The organism is Chloracidobacterium sp. (assembly GCA_016720705.1).
Lineage (GTDB): Bacteria > Acidobacteriota > Blastocatellia > Pyrinomonadales > Pyrinomonadaceae > OLB17.
This window is the reverse complement of sequence record JADKKB010000005.1, coordinates 314,607-329,705: the sequence shown is the minus strand read 5'-3', so window position 1 is coordinate 329,705 and position 15,099 is coordinate 314,607. Positions and strand designations below refer to the sequence as shown.

At 51.3% G+C, this 15,099-nt stretch carries 10 protein-coding genes; 2 read left to right on the top strand and 8 right to left on the bottom strand.

The features are described 5' to 3' along the window. Positions 1–10: 10 nt before the first annotated feature. From IPQ00_04650 to arsB, 6 genes are all read right to left on the bottom strand, one after another. On the bottom strand, positions 11–1,804 hold the full coding sequence (locus IPQ00_04650; protein MBL0239849.1) for a transglycosylase SLT domain-containing protein: 1,794 nt from the start codon (positions 1,802–1,804) through the stop codon (positions 11–13). Between the two features lie 239 nt (positions 1,805–2,043). Further along, positions 2,044–4,473 (bottom strand): endopeptidase La, encoded by a 2,430-nt coding sequence (lon, locus tag IPQ00_04645; GenBank protein MBL0239848.1) that lies wholly within the window; start codon positions 4,471–4,473, stop codon positions 2,044–2,046. Between the two features lie 91 nt (positions 4,474–4,564). Further along, positions 4,565–5,062 (bottom strand): transcriptional repressor NrdR, encoded by a 498-nt coding sequence (gene nrdR, locus IPQ00_04640; GenBank protein ID MBL0239847.1) that lies wholly within the window; start codon positions 5,060–5,062, stop codon positions 4,565–4,567. Between the two features lie 11 nt (positions 5,063–5,073). After that, positions 5,074–6,156 carry a flippase-like domain-containing protein gene (locus IPQ00_04635; GenBank protein ID MBL0239846.1) on the bottom strand — a complete coding sequence of 361 codons (1,083 nt, stop codon included), beginning with the start codon at positions 6,154–6,156 and terminating at the stop codon, positions 5,074–5,076. 149 nt (positions 6,157–6,305) lie between these two features. Continuing rightward, a complete protein-coding gene (locus IPQ00_04630) occupies positions 6,306–6,722 on the bottom strand; it encodes an arsenate reductase ArsC (protein MBL0239845.1) in 417 nt (138 codons plus the stop codon). Positions 6,723–6,724: 2 nt separating this feature from the next. Next, the gene (gene arsB / locus IPQ00_04625) at positions 6,725–7,789 is read right to left on the bottom strand and encodes an ACR3 family arsenite efflux transporter (protein ID MBL0239844.1); all 1,065 of its coding nucleotides are present in this window, start codon (positions 7,787–7,789) and stop codon (positions 6,725–6,727) included. Between the two features lie 281 nt (positions 7,790–8,070). Between arsB and IPQ00_04620 the strand changes: the two genes are divergently transcribed. After that, entirely contained in the window at positions 8,071–8,445 is a 375-nt protein-coding gene (locus tag IPQ00_04620) for a metalloregulator ArsR/SmtB family transcription factor (GenBank protein MBL0239843.1), read from the top strand. A 33-nt stretch (positions 8,446–8,478) separates the two neighbouring features. Here the strand turns inward: IPQ00_04620 and IPQ00_04615 are convergent, their stop codons facing one another. Further along, positions 8,479–9,750, bottom strand: a complete 1,272-nt coding sequence (locus IPQ00_04615) for a dipeptidase (protein MBL0239842.1) — start codon at positions 9,748–9,750, stop codon at positions 8,479–8,481. 308 nt (positions 9,751–10,058) lie between these two features. Here IPQ00_04615 and IPQ00_04610 point away from each other — a divergent pair, with 308 nt between their 5' ends. After that, positions 10,059–13,400, top strand: coding sequence for a PAS domain S-box protein (locus IPQ00_04610; protein ID MBL0239841.1), 3,342 nt, complete (start codon positions 10,059–10,061; stop codon positions 13,398–13,400). A gap of 2 nt (positions 13,401–13,402) precedes the next feature. Here the strand turns inward: IPQ00_04610 and IPQ00_04605 are convergent, their stop codons facing one another. Then, positions 13,403–15,097 carry a TolC family protein gene (locus IPQ00_04605; protein MBL0239840.1) on the bottom strand — a complete coding sequence of 565 codons (1,695 nt, stop codon included), beginning with the start codon at positions 15,095–15,097 and terminating at the stop codon, positions 13,403–13,405. Positions 15,098–15,099 lie beyond the last annotated feature (2 nt).

Below are 15,099 nucleotides of genomic sequence, written 5' to 3'. Positions count from 1 at the left end.
TATTATCGATCTATTTCGATATTGGTATTTTGATCTCACGACCTGCCGGCAACACCGAATTAGGCAGCAAACCGTTGTACTTAGCGACCTCAGTCGGATTAGCACCGACTCGTTCGGCAAGCTTGGCAACCGTTTCGCCCGCCTTAGCCTTGACGACCTTGACGTTGCTCGCGTTTGTCACGACCGATTGATTCGTCGGACGTGAGTACGAGATCGTGTTTACCTTGTTACCCGCAACGGGCACAAATACCTTGCCGGCCGGTGACTTCATACCCGGATTCGCGGCCATCAGTTCATTGACGGTCACGCCGGTCCGGTTTGAAATATTCTGCCAACTCTCACCCGCCGATGAGTTTGCAAGGTTCGTATTGTTGACCTTTGACGCCGGGATACGACGGAATAGTGCGACAACATCGTTTGCCTTTCCTGCCGGAACATTGACGATGTAAGGCACCGGCGGCGTTGAATTGGTCCGCAGATGCGGGTTAAGGTATCGCAGATACGGCACGGTCGTGTCTGCCGCCTGGGCCAGCAGTGTCAGGTTGGTCGACGCCGGTACACGGATACGATCGTAGTTGAGCGAGGGGGCCGGACGAATGTGGCCAAATCCGTATTGGTTCGGATTGTTAGCGATCAGGATCGTAGCCAAGATGTTCGGAACGTAATTGCGCGTCTCCTGAGGCAAATATGGGTATGCCAGCCAGAAGTTGGAAACACCGGCACGTCGGATCGCTCGATCGACATTGCCCTCGCCGCAGTTGTACGCGGCCATCGCCAATTCCCAGTTACCGCCATAGCGATTCGCCAAAAACTTCAAATATCGAGCCGATGCTCGCGTGGCTTCGTCAAAGCTATTGCGTTCGTCCACCTGTGCCGTACGCTGCAAGCCGAATCGTGATCCGGTGCCCGGAATAAACTGCCACAATCCGGATGCCGCGGCACTGGACACCGCACTCGGTTTCCACGCACTCTCGACCTGCCCGAGCCAGGCGACGTTCTCGGGTACGCCCTCTTCCTTAAAGATACGGCGAGCCATACGCATAAACATTCCCGAGCGGTAAAGCCCGACTTCCATCGTGGTGCGTCCGCGACCGCGATAGTAGTTGATGTACTGCTGGATCAGCGGATGCACCTGAAACGTAAATCCAAGTGATTTGTTAGCAACCGCATACTGAATATATTGATATTGCTGTTGGGCGACCGGATTGTTGTCGATCTGCTGTTCGTCAGATGTAAGCTCAAGCTTTGCTAATTCGTCCAGCGGCGAGGCGTCAAACTGCTGGCTGTTAAAGCCTGCGTTCGTGCCGTTGACCTTAGGGCCGACGGCAGTTACGGTTTCGCTCGGTGTCACATTTTCCACCGGACGAGCAAGTTTTGCGACTCCGTCGGAGAGCGACGCGTCGATATTCCAGCCACAGGTCATCGCCAACCCGCGAACCTGCGGCAGTTGGGTATCCAACGGAAATTCGATCCGATACACGGTTTCGATAAGTTGGTTATAGCAACCCTGCAGTCGCTGGTCACGCTGGATGTCGAGCGTTGAGTACAAAAAGGTCTCAACAGATTTGTTAAATTTCAAACCTGCCTCAGAACGCCGATTCTCTACATATGCCTGGAGGGCTTCTCGGAAAGACTTTCCGGATTCGGCCAAAACAAGATTTACCGCATCCTCGGCCTTCGCGATCTCGGCCGTGCGGGTATCATTATTAGATCTGGAACTCGTGGTCTGAGCCAATCCTAGTGAGTTAAATACAATTATTAAAAATGCTGCAAAACTAAAAAATTTATATCCGATAATTTTCATCAAGTTCGTCTATACTCCTACTTACTTCCTCGGGGTTAGGGCGAATTACAATACGGCCTAAAACAAATTTATATTATGGTAACGCTCCGGCCGGCCTAAAGTTTCATTATCCGGGCACGAGCACACTACCCACATATTATCCTCGTTAGGATAACAGTTTGCGCCTTATACTGTCAAAATTACGCCTATTTCACGAGTCTTCAGTGACGCCGGTCACTAATGGGCGAATAAACTTTGCTTTATATGCCTTTCGTCTTTGAGCCGGAATTAGCGGACTCTTTGATAGTCGATTTTCGAAGAGCCGCGTCAAACACCTCTAAGACGTTTTCAACAAATATAAACGTCAAATCATCAAGAATTTCCTGCGGCATATCCTCAAGGTCACGTTTATTCGGTGCCGGCATTATGACGGTTTTGATTTTAGCCCGCCGAGCCGCAAGGAGCTTTTCTTTGACACCGCCGATCGGCAGCACGTTGCCCCGCAATGTGATTTCACCGGTCATTGCTACTTCCTTTCTCACCGGACGTTGGGCGAGGACCGAAACCATCGCGGTCGCCATCGTAATGCCCGCAGAGGGACCGTCTTTCGGGATCGCTCCCTCGGGAAGGTGTATGTGGATGTCGTAGCCCTCAAGCGTTTCCGCGGAAATACCGAGGTCCTTGGCCCGGGCCTTGGCGTACGAGAATGCGGCCTGTGCCGACTCCTGCATCACGTCCCCGAGTTGACCGGTTAGTTGAAGCCTTCCCTTTCCCTTCGTCATCAGAGCCTCGATAAAGAGTATGTCGCCGCCGACCGCAGTCCACGCCAGTCCGGTGACAGTACCTATCGTGTCCTTTTTGAGTGCACCTTCGTTGAAGATACGCGGTGCTCTGAGATACTCAGCAAGATTGTCGGCAGTAATGTGGCTCTGTGTGTATTCGCTCTCGAGTTCGGCCTTTTTCCGTGCGACCTTTCGGCAAACCTTGCCGATCTCGCGTTCGAGGTGACGAAGCCCCGCTTCCTGAGTGTATTCGCCGATTATCCGGACGACGGCCTTTTTATCAAACTTGATATCGGTCTTTTTGAGTCCGTTCTCTTCAACCTGTTTTGGTATCAAATGCCGCTTTGCGATCTCATACTTCTCTTCTTCGGTGTAACCGGAGAGAGAGATTATCTCCATTCGATCTCGAAGCGCCGGTTGAATGGTCTCGAGCACGTTCGCGGTCGTCATAAACATCACGTTGGAAAGGTCGAATGTGATGCCGAGATAGTTATCACGAAATGTTGAGTTCTGTTCAGGATCGAGAACTTCCAGCAGAGCTGAGCTCGGGTCACCGCGAAAATCCGAGCCGACCTTGTCGATCTCATCAAGCATTATCAACGGATTATTAGTGCCGACCTGCTGGATCGCTTGAATGATGCGACCCGGCATTGCTCCGACATAGGTGCGCCGATGTCCACGGATCTCCGCCTCGTCGTGGAGGCCGCCAAGGCTAAGGCGCGAAAATTTACGGTTAAGAGCCCGAGCTACAGATCGACCAAGCGACGTCTTTCCGACTCCGGGAGGGCCGACAAGGCACAGTATCGAGCCCTTTGGCTTTTCCAGCAGTTTGCGGACAGCCAAGGACTCGACAATGCGTTCCTTTACCCTTTCGAGACCGTAATGATCTTCGTCAAGGATCTTCTCGGCCTTTTTCAGATTAAGATTGTCCGTCGATGCCACTGACCACGGCAACTCGGTCATAATATCCAGCCAGTTTCGAAGTGTCGCGGTCTCGGCCGTATCCGGATGCATCCGCTCGAGTTTTTTGAGTTGCCTAAGAGCTTCTTCCTCGGCATTTTCGGGCATTTTGGCTTTTAGAATTTTATCGCGATACAGCTCGATCTCTTCGTAAAGCTCGTTGCCCTCACCGAGTTCCATCTGGATCGCTTTGAGCTGTTGCCGCAGAAAGTATTCTCGTTGCGATCGATCTATATCGGCGCGTGCCTGAGTATTGATCTCCTGCTGCACAGTCAGAACATCTATCTCTTTACTAAGCAGATCGTTGACGCGCCGCAACCGCGGTACCGGATTATGAATATCCAGAACGCTTTGCGCGTCTTCGACCTTTAGCTCGAGATTGGAGGCCGAAAGGTCGGCCAAGCGGCCCGCATCGTCAAGATTGGCGATGATAGCCAAAACTTCAGGGGAAATATTCTTGCCGAGGCTGGCAGCACGCTCCATTGAACCGCGTACATTTCGCACAAGGGCCTCGACCTCAAGTGAATTCTCGGGAGCCAGCGGCTCAGATATCGGCGTAACATTTGCTTTTACGTATGAGCCGCCGCCATCGACCGAATCGACCTGACAACGCGAGAGACCTTGAATCAGAATGCGTATGCGGCCATCGGGCAACTTCAGCATTCTCATTATTATCGCCACCGTTCCGACGGTGTAGAGGTCATTTTGTTCCGGTTCTTCTTTGTTGAGATCCTTTTGCGAAACCAAAAGGATCATCCGATTTTCGCTTAGAGCAGTTTCGACCGCCTTTACCGAACGGTCGCGCGACACGAAAAGCGGCACGATCATAAACGGATAGATGACAATGTCACGCAAAGGCAACACAGGTAACTCCGGCGGGATCTGCATCATCGGTTCGAGTATGTCGCCCTCGCCCAACGAGACCGGAAATTCTTCGATTTCGTCCATATACTTCTATGTTAAGGATTTCGCTTGCAAAGGGCAAAGCCGAGGTTGACCGTAGTTTGGCAAGAAAATGTGTAGAAAGGTGTGGGACAGCCTATTTTTTCTTTTTCTTCTTAGCGGCGGCAGTCGCGGGACGACTTTGCGAACCGACAAGTACCTTGAGTTCGGTCATAAACTCTGAGACGTCGGCAAATTCCAGATAGACTGAGGCAAATCGAACATACGCGACCTTATCGAGTGCCTTCAGACGCCGCATAATTATTTTGCCGATCTCAGTCGTTGCAAGTTCACGATCAAGCGAATCCTGCACATTCTTTTCGACCTCGTTGGCTATTGTCTCAAGTTGTGTGGTCGAGATCGGGCGCTTTTCACTTGCGCGGAAAAGGCCGGACAACACCTTGTTTCGATCAAATCCCTCGCGCTTTCCGTCCTTCTTGACGACCATATACGGGATCTCGTCGATCCTTTCATATGAGGTAAATCGTCGGCCGCAACCCAGGCATTCCCTGCGGCGTCGGATCGAATCACCGTCTTTGGATTCGCGGGAGTCGACCACCTTATCCTCAATATGTGCACAAAACGGACAACGCATAATAACTCGTGTTAACGGCCGACATCCAGACGCTCGTCGGTAAAATCAGGCGAATCAGATTCGATCTCGCGCTCGGCGTTTTCGCTAGACATTAGTGAACGAAATCGCTCAATACTTATATCACCCTTGAAGAAATAATATAAGCCAAAAAACACTGCCGGGGCAAAATAAACCAGATGCATCGCGATCGACACTGCGGCGGCATCCTCGCGGCTGATGTCATTTTTTAGAAATAAGATGCTCGCCGCCGTGGCGGTATGAAATGCACCGGCGGCACCGCCCGGCGTCGGAATAACGGAACTGACCGTCGCAAATCCCATTATAAAGAGCGAATCACTGAAGGTCAGCGGAAGCCCGAAAGCAAGCAGAACGAGCCAGGTCGGGATCGAGATCGTAAACCACAGGGTCACGGTCCAAAATGAGACCCAAAAGGTCTCACGCCAATCCCGCAAGATCGCGAGCGCAGATGCGAGTTGTCTAAAGACACTGAGAATGATCTTCTGCAAACGGTCCGGGATCCAACTTCGATCGATCGCCTTCTCAGTCCAGTCGATCACACGAACCGAGATCCGCTGAAATACGATCAGAGCGATAAAGCCGAAGATCACGCCGGCCACCATCAGCCATCCCGCCCACTCGACATATTCAAACTCTGTCTCACGGCCCGGTTGCGGCGTAAACCAAAGCAGATTTACCGCAAAGAAACTCGCAAGAGCAGCCAGATCGAATACGCGCTCGAGCCCAAGCGTCACAAGTGCGGCGGAAGGCCGTACCCGGCGATCGCGCATTGGCAACCACATAGGGCGAACGATCTCGCCCATTCTGCCGATCAGAAATATCGCTGTAAATCCGACGGTCGTAGTCGCGAAAAGCTCTCGGAGGCTCGACTTGGTGATCGGTTCGAGCAATACCTTCCATCGGACAGCCCGCAAAAAGTAGCCCAAACATATCCCGAGAGTCGCCAGACCGAGATAGAAAAGGTTCGCCTTTTTAAGGCTCGAACTAACTGCCTGCCAATCGAGATTTCTACCAAAAAACCAAAAGATGGCTATCGTAAATAGCAGCAGAATTATAAATTTGAGGTATTTGCGCAAGGGCTGTACTTTTTGGCCGTCGTGAAGCCCGGCCGATCTAGTTCATATTAGCCGCGTCCGCCAACGCTCAGTCGAAGCGAACACACAGCAAAGACACAAAGATACAGTATTTGACGTCAAACTTCTAAAGTGTCATCCCCTTTAATGCATCAGTGAGAGGTCAGAAACTCACTCAAGCGAATCTTGATCTCGTCGCGCACGCGGCGGAAAAGTGCGAGTTGTATAGCAACAGTACCGACGGCCTCAGCCGGATCGTCAAAACTCCAGTGAATACGTTTCGCCCTCCCCGGAAAGATCGGACAAGTCTCGTTGGCGTTGTCGCAAACGGTTATGACGTAGTCGAACGACTGTCCGAAAAACTCATCTAAGCATTTTGAACGGTGTCCTGAGATGTCGATCCCAATTTCGGCCATCACGGCGATTGCCTGAGGACGCACAAAACTCGCTAATGTTCCGGCACTCACGACGTCAAACCGATCGCCCGCAATATCTCGCAAAAGCCCCTCGGCCATTTGGCTACGTGCTGAATTTCCGGTACAGAGTATCAGTACTTTTTCCTTGTCCATTTTTAAGCTGCGTCAGCCGCAAAATATCTCTTTTGAAAGAACAGTGCGACACTGACCAGTCCGATCAGTGCCGGAACCTCGACCAGAGGGCCGATAACGGCCGCAAATGCCGCCCCCGAATTGATCCCGAAAACGGCAACGGCGACGGCGATGGCGAGCTCAAAATTGTTGCTCGCCGCCGTAAACGAGAGCGTCGCCGTTTTAGCGTAATCGGCTCCGACCTTTCGCCCCATATAAAAGCTGACCAAAAACATCAGAACAAAATAGATCAGCAGCGGAACGGCGATCCTGACAACATCTAGGGGCAGTTGGACGATCAGATTTCCCTTTAGGCTAAACATCACAACGATCGTGAATAGCAAGGCTATCAAGGTCAGCGGACTGATTCGCGGAATAAACTTGTCGTGATACCACTCTTTGCCCTTGGCATTGACAAGCACAACACGGGTCAGGATCCCGGCAATGAACGGTATCCCTAGATATACGAAAACACTCTCAGCGATCTGACCGATGCCGATGTTCACAGCAATGCCGGTCAGGCCGAACAATGGCGGGAGCACCGTTAAAAATATCCACGCATACAGGCTATAGAACAGAACCTGAAATACGCTGTTGAATGCGACGAGGCCCGCCGCGTATTCGGTGTCTCCGCCGGCGAGTTCGTTCCAAACAATGACCATCGCGATACACCGCGCCAGACCGATCATTATCAACCCGACCATATAATCCGGTTGATCGCGCAAAAAAATGATCGCGAGGCCAAACATCAAGACCGGGCCGATCACCCAGTTTTGAACAAGCGAAAGACCCAGTATTCGCGTATTTCGAAAGACCTTGCCGAGGTCCTCATACCGCACTTTCGCGAGCAGAGGATACATCATCAATATCAGTCCCGCCGCGATCGGAATATTTGTAGTTCCGATATTAAACCGATTGAGTACGCCATCGACCGCCGGATAAACGAATCCGATAGCGACGCCGACCGCCATCGCAAGAAATATCCAAAGGGTCAGGAATCGATCCAGAAATGAAAGGCTCCGGACCGTGTTACTGTCGGATGAAGACATATTTTTATATAGATCGGGCCGTGTCCCAAACTTAGTCTTTTCAGCAACAGGCGGTTGACGCGATCTGGATGACTAGGTGCAAAAGAGCTCTGCGGCCGGCAAACGGACATTCTTAAGCGCCAGTTTGAGCGGCGAACCATTTACGCCAAACTAGGCGTAAACCTTAATATAACTCCAAATTTCAATCCAACATTTATGTTTACCCATAATTGTAATGCCAGAGTACTCCCGCTATATATTTATGTCAAGCCATAATTGTGACGTGTTATAATCCTATCTGTATGGTTGGTCCAAACACTTTTGACGCAGCACTTTTCTTCTCAGCCCTTGCTGACCGGACCCGTCTGCGGTTACTCAATCTAATGCGTGACGGCGAGGTCTGTGTCTGTTTTTTTGCGGAGACACTCGACACTAACAACCCAAAGATCTCACGTCATCTGGCGTATCTAAAGCGTGCAAATTTAGTTGCCGGACGACGTGAGGGCAAATGGACGCACTACCGAGTAAACGAACCATCCGACAAATTCGCTGCGGACGTCCTTACGGCGACGATGAAGTTGCTCGAAAACGATCCGGCAATGAAACTTGATCGAGCTAGATTAGCCGCCGGTTGCTGTTCGCCGGCGACAACTGTCTCTATCCAGAGCCGAAAATAACGGCGACCCTTGTTAACAAACTTGTGTGATCCGCTATTTGATCTTTTTCAAACTTCCCTGTCCGCTGATCTGCCGGTTTCCGGCCACTTTCTCCATCTGAGTCATCGCCCGGAGCATATTTTCGCCAAGTACTTTCCGGACATCAACGTCCGAATAACCACGCCTGAGCATCTCGTAGGTGACAAGGACAAGGTCCTCGACGCCATTCATACCTGCGGGCAAGAACGGTACGCCGTCGAAGTCCGAACCGATGCCGATATTGTCGATTCCGGCAACCTGTTTAATATGGTCGATGTGGTCAACGATACGCGTATATGGAGTTACGTAGATCGGGTTGTCGGCAAATAATTTACGTTCGGCCTCGTTATAAGCGACACGATCATTTTTGTACTTTTCGCGGAGGGCGTTGATCTGCGGTTTGAGTCGTGCAGTTCGGTCATTTTCTTCCTTATTCGTGCGGGCGTCGAGAAATGACGGATAAAAGTTGATCATTATCACACCGCCGTTCTTTGCCACGCGCTTTAGTACGGCATCCGAAACGTTTCGGGTGTGGTCATCTAAGGCCCGGGCGTTTGAGTGAGATGCGATCACCGGAGCAGTTGTGATATCGAGCACGTCGTTCATAACCTTTTCCGAGACGTGCGAAATATCAACAAATATCCCTAGCCGATTCATTTCCCGAACGACGTCCTTACCAAAATCAGACAATCCATTGTTTTTCGGGGTGTCGTTGTGAGCGTCCGCCCAGTCGTGTGAGACGTTGTGAGTCAACGTCATATAGCGGATCCCGAGGCGGTAAAAGTCGCGTAGCGCGTAGAGTGAATTTTCGATCGCATAGCCACCTTCGATGCCCATCAGTGCACATATCTTGCCTTGCTTTTTGGCAAGACGGATCTCTGCGGCGGTGGTACAACTTTTCAGTTGGGCAGGGTGGCGTTCGACTTCCCGGTAGGTCGCGTCTATCAGATCCATCGCCCTTCTCATAGCTCCACCCGATTTCAAGGTCGAACCGGAAACGTATATTGAAAAGAATTCCCCGGTCATTCCGCCCGCCTTGAATCGTGAAAGATCGGTGTGAAACGGGTCGCCGTCCAAATGATACTTACCGGTCGAACTCATAGCTAGATCAAAATCTTCGTCCACCATTGGCGAGGTGATATCGTTGTGGCCATCGATTACGATCGAGCTCTTATGCAGTTTTACAGCCCGTGCCCATAGTTTGGGGTCAGCATCCTTGGGCATTGTCTGTGCCAGCGTTACGGCCGTAAATGTGAAAAAGAGGATCGTCGAAATAATTTTTTTCATAATCTTAAATCGGTCAGCACTAATACGTTTCGGCGCAATTCTAACGCTTTTTGTTAAATTTCAATAACGGCCTGACTAAATGTTTCATTTAGTACCCCGCAAACTGTTAAACAATGCAAAAAGATATTGTCATCCAGACCAATAACGTGATAATATTTGAGTTGTCGTATGTCTGTATGGATATATGCCACTAGTAAGCCTCCGGAGTTCCTATTAGTTTCTCGACATTTTGACTTGCCGCAGCAACGACTCCACAAACTCCCCTCGCGTGCCCTGAGACTAGGTAACCTAACTAATATTCGCTCTCTATGTCCAAAAAGCAACGGACAAATTCTGAACAAGTGATCTCGACACCCCTTGATGATGCGTTAGTATCCTCGTCCGGTGCGGCCAGCACTGCGATCAGCGACAGTACCTTTCGGGGATTTATTGAAAATCTGCCGATAATGTTTTACGCGGTGGAACCTGTTTCGCCGTATAAACCCATTTACATTAGTAGAACCGTCGAAAAATTTGGATATCACTATGACGAGTGGATGAATGATGCCAATATCTGGGCTCGAGTCATCCATCCTGAAGACCGCGACCAGGTTTTGGACGGCACACGAAGTGCAATGCAATCGGGCGAAGGAATCGATTTTGAATATCGCCTGGTTGGCAGTGATGGTTCCATTTTTTGGGTTCGTGACCGCAGTTGTTTTATTAAGGATGCGAACGGCATTCCTATCTGCTGGCAGGGTGTGATACTTGACGTCACGGAACGAAAGATCGCGGTGCTCGAATTGCAGAAGCGCGAACGCTTGTATCGCACCCTTGCACAACACATACCCGAGACGGCCGTACTACTCTTTGACCACGACCTTCGCTATACACTTGCCGAGGGTGACCAACTCAAATATCACAATTACGACGCCAAGATGTTTGAAGGCAAGACGCTGAGGGACATTTTCGACGGCGATGATTATGGTGAATGGGAGAGCATCTACCGCCGAGCTCTCGCCGGTGAGAAGATCGTTTTGGACACCGACCGTAATGGTGTGAGTTACCAGGTACATATAATCCCGGTTCGCGACGAGTATGGTGCCATATTCGCCGGTCTTGTAATGTGGCAGGACATCACTGAACGGCGTCGAGCGGACCTCGCATTGACCGAAAGTGAAGCACGATATCGTCAATTATTCGAAAACGCAAACGACATCATTTACGTGCACGATCTTCACGGCAACTACATCTCGATCAATGACGCCGCATCGAAGATCTTCGGCTATACCAAAGATGAGGCGATGTCGCTAAATATGGCCTCGGTCACGGCCCCGGAAGACCTGGAAGTGATGAAGCAGAATCTTGCCAAGAAGATCGCGGGTGACACTGATCAGACCGTTTATGAAGTAGCGTGCTTTAAGAAGGACGGCAGCCCCATTACTCTCGAGGTAAACAGCTCTGTGATCCGCAAGAACGGAGAGGCCGTGGCTATCCAGGGTGTTGCTCGCGACATCACCGAGCGGAAACGGACCCAAGAGATCAATCGAAAGAACGAGGAGCGTTATCGCGACCTTTTCGAAAATGCGAATGACTTGATCTACACCCACGATCTCGAAGGCAACTTCACTTCGCTGAATCGTGCCGGCGAGAGGATAACCGGCTATAGCCGCGTAGACGCCGTTGGAAAGAATATAGCTGATATCGTCGCCACCGAGTTTCTAGAAACTGCGCGCGCGATGACTGCCTCCAAAATGTTCGAGGATCGGCCGACCACCTATGAACTAGAGGTGATCGCCAGTGATGGCCGCCGCGTGCCGTTGGAAATGAGTACGAGGCTGATCGTAAATGATGGCGTTCCGGTCGGTGTTCAGGGCATCGGTCGAGACATCAGTGAGCGTCGCCAAGCCCAAGAGTCTTTGGTCAATACGATCTCGCTATTTGCTTCGACATTCGAATCGACTGCCGACGGTATTGTCGTTATGAGCCTCGATCGCGAGATCGTCACCTGCAATACCAAATTTCGTGAAATGTGGGATGTCCCGTCCGCCGTTGTTGAAGTGGGTAAAGGCGAATTGCTCGTCCAACATATAACCGAGCAGATGGCCGAACCCATACAATTTGCGTTGAACTGCGAGTCACTGTTCGCTGATCCGTTGGGCGTCCACACGGATATCATCGAACTGCGTGATGGTCGGATATACGAACGGTACTCTCAACCTCAGTTTATCGAAGATAAGCCCGTCGGCCGTGTCTGTTGCTTTCGCGATATTACAGAACGCAATCGAGCCGAAGAGCGGCTTCGTCACTATGCACTCCACGACACGTTGACCGAGTTGCCGAATCGCGTTCAATTTATGAATCACCTCCGGCAAGCGGTCGACCGTTCGGATGGAAATAATTTTGCTCGATTTGCGGTCCTATTTCTAGATCTTGACCGCTTTAAGGTTATCAATGACAGCCTCGGCCACGCAGTGGGAGACAAGTTATTGGTAGCGATCGCCGAGCGACTCCTGGCAGGCGTGCGTCCCGGCGATGTAGTATCCCGGCTTGGCGGCGACGAATTTGTGATCCTGCTGAATCGATGTGGTGATACTAACGAGGTCGCCCGTGTCGCCGAACGTCTCCAAGCCCGTATCTCTGAGCCGTTTAAGATCGACAACTACGAAGTTTTCACCACCGCGAGCATCGGGATAATCGTCTCAAGCGATGCTCATCGTCAACCGGAAGACTTTCTTCGTGATGCCGATGCGGCTATGTATCGTGCGAAGGAAGCGGGTAAAGCAAGATACGAGATCTTCGATCGTGAAATGCACGTTCGCAATATGAACTTGCTACAGATCGAAACTGACCTTCGCCACGCCGTCGAACGAAATCAGTTCGAAGTGCTCTATCAGCCGATCGTTCAACTTTCAACCGGTTGCGTATATGAATTTGAGGCCCTGATCCGTTGGCGCCATCCAAAGCACGGCCTGGTTTTGCCAAATGAGTTCGTCGGCGTTGCTGAGGAAACCGGATTGATCATCCAGATCGGAAAGTGGATCATGAATGAGGCCTGCTGCCAGATCGCCGAATGGCAAAAGAAATTTGGCAGGCCGCTGTCGGTGAGTGTCAATCTATCTGCCAAACAGTTGATGCATCCCTCCCTGACCGCTCAGGTCGAAGAGGTTTTGGCTAACTCCGGACTTGATTCACGTCAATTAAAGCTCGAAGTCACCGAGAGTACCGTTATGGAACACAGCGAACGGTCGCTAAAGGTGCTTTCAGATCTGGATGCCCTCGGGATCGAACTTTCGACTGACGACTTTGGCACGGGATACTCGAGCCTTAGTTATCTGCAGAAATTCCCGTTCGAACGATTGAAGATCGACCGATCCTTTGTCCAGATAATGGACGAGGATGAAAAGAGCGGTGCCATTGTCAAAACCATCCTGATGCTGGGCGAGAATTTGAATATCGAGGTAGTTGCTGAAGGGATCGAGACCGAAAGCCAACTCGAGAAATTGCGGGCTCTCGGCTGCACACTTGGCCAAGGATACTACTTTTCAAGGCCTATCGACGTCCAAACGGTTGAACGCCATCTGGTAAACGGACCGGATATGTTTGGTTTTGGCGACCAGCCCCAATTCCGATCAGCGGACCTAACCATCGAAGTTCCGAAGATCCAATAGGACTATTTCGAGACTGTCACGTTATTGACCGACAGCGTGTTGCCGATCGATCGCTGAAATGCGGATATCGCCTTGTTCAGATCAGTTTGGGCCTGTAACTCTCGCCCGCGTGCTCCCAGCAGATCGGTCTGTCGCTGGAGAACAAGGTAGAATGTGGTTGTTCCGCTTCTGAATTGTCTCTGTTCACTCGCGTACAGCTCCTCTGAGGCGATCCGGGCAGCGGTGGCTGACAAAAGCCGGGCATCCGCCGAACGTAGAGTCTGCAGCGCATTTCGGACCTCTGCCTCGATCCTTTGCTCAGCCTGCGCACGCAAATTGCGGATCTGTTCGGCCTCAACCCGATTCTGGCCGAGATTTGCCTTAGCCGTTCGGTTGCCCCACGGCAACGATATCGAGACCCCGACCCGAAAAGTCGGATAATCCTGTTGGAGTAAGTTTCCGAGCGAGTTAAAATAGCCGCCGACGAGATTAGACGGAACACGACTTAGACCCGTCGTTGGACTGATTGCGGCGGGCGTCTCGGTTCCGGCAAGTCCGGCCGTCGTGTAGATCCCGTAAAGGTCGATCTGCGGCTTTTTCTGATCCCGGAAATACCTTTCGTCGATCTTATTTATCTCCTCGGTGACCGCCCATTGATCGACCTCGGGCCGATTCTTCATCGCTTGTTGAACTGCCACATCGAGTGTGACATCCGGCGATCGGCGTGATACCGGCGTGACCGGCGTCAATGGACGCACCCACTCCGGCGACGCCCGGTCGGGCAACAAAAGTGTTTTTAGAGAATTTTCAGCACGCGTAACGTTTTCCTGAGCGAGAAAGACGGTTTGTTCAAAGGTCGATATCTGAGCGTTAGCGGCCACGATCTCGATCGGTGCCAGAACGCCCTTTGCGACCAATCGTTTGTTACTCTCAAGCTGTTCCTTTGCTTGCTTGAGCGTGTCGGTCTGCACCTGTAGGTTTCTTAACGCAAATGTCAGGTCCCAATATGCTGACTCGACACCTGAAATGACGTCGATCGCCTTGATACGTAATTGTGCGTCGCTGATCGACCGATTTCGCTTAGCGATCTCGATCGAACGCCGATTGCCGTCAAACTTCCTGTCGCGCATCAATGGTTGCGTGTAATTGAACGTCATCGACGATGGGTATTGTGGATTGAGAAAGGAGTTGGTGTTGCTGGTCGTCGTCCTGGATGAATTGAACAATACTGAATACGATCCGCCTGCAGCAGGTGTAAACCCGCTCACGCCCGCCGAATTAAAAAATCGGGTCTGCGTGACCGCACCGTTAACTGCTCCGCCGATCGCCGATGCGGTCGGCGTCGTTGCCCGTTCATAATAGTTATCCGACGTTATCAAGGGATCGTACACGCCGCGTGCTCCGTCAAGTCGAAGGTCCGTAATCTGAGAGTCATTACGCGACGAATCAATATCGTTATTATTTCGGAGCGCCATCTCGATCGCCATTTCAAGCGTTATCGAAAGCGTGTCAGCCGAATTGACTCCGATCCGCTCGTTACTTGGCATTGGTGTCGACGGCAATGCCAGATCAGGCGAAATGGGCGGCGGCAGATCCGGCGTAGGCGTCGGCGACTGACCGTATGCTCCGATCGCAAACGCCGCGAATAATACAAAAACTGCAATTACGTTCTTGAGGCTGTCCAGTTTCAGCCGAGTTTGAAAATAGGTCAAAGACATAA